Raw genomic sequence first — 474 nt, 5'->3', positions numbered from 1 at the left:
GCCGCGGACGATGGATTCATCCTTGGCGTTGGACAAGAAACCGAGCTCTACGAGTGTAGATAGCGTATCATTTTCCCGTAAAACGTGAAGATTGCCGAAAGAAATTCCGTTGCTCTTCAAGCCGATGCCGTCAGCAAGTCTGTTTTCTATCGCGCGGGCCAATGGTCGATCTTTCGTTTCCGAATAATAGAAGGTAAGTATGCCAGACGTATTTTTCTCCGAAGAATTATAATGGATGCTGACGAAAGCGTCCGCGCCAGCGGATTCGCTTATCATCACCCTATCGGAAAGCTTACGCTTCTCCTCTTCCTTCGTTCTTGTCATGAGGACGCGAGCTCCGCGATTACGAAGCTCATCCTCGAGGTAGAAAGAAGTGCTCAAATTAAGCTCTTTCTCTATCGTTTCATATTTCATTCCGATCATTCCGGGATCTTCTCCGCCGTGACCGGGGTCAATGACGATTACTTTCCCTTT

General features: G+C 47.9%; 1 protein-coding gene. It reads right to left on the bottom strand.

Annotation, left to right across the window (positions count from 1 at the left end; translation table 11 throughout):
* The coding region (locus tag HI950_RS37335) for an N-acetylmuramoyl-L-alanine amidase family protein (RefSeq protein WP_169091790.1) at nt 1-474 on the bottom strand (474 nt) is incomplete at both ends.

Source organism: Paenibacillus sp. PL91 (assembly GCF_012935325.2).
Taxonomy (GTDB): Bacteria; Bacillota; Bacilli; order Paenibacillales; family Paenibacillaceae; genus Pristimantibacillus.
The sequence above is the reverse complement of the archived record's forward strand: the minus strand, read 5'-3'. Positions and strand labels throughout refer to the sequence as shown.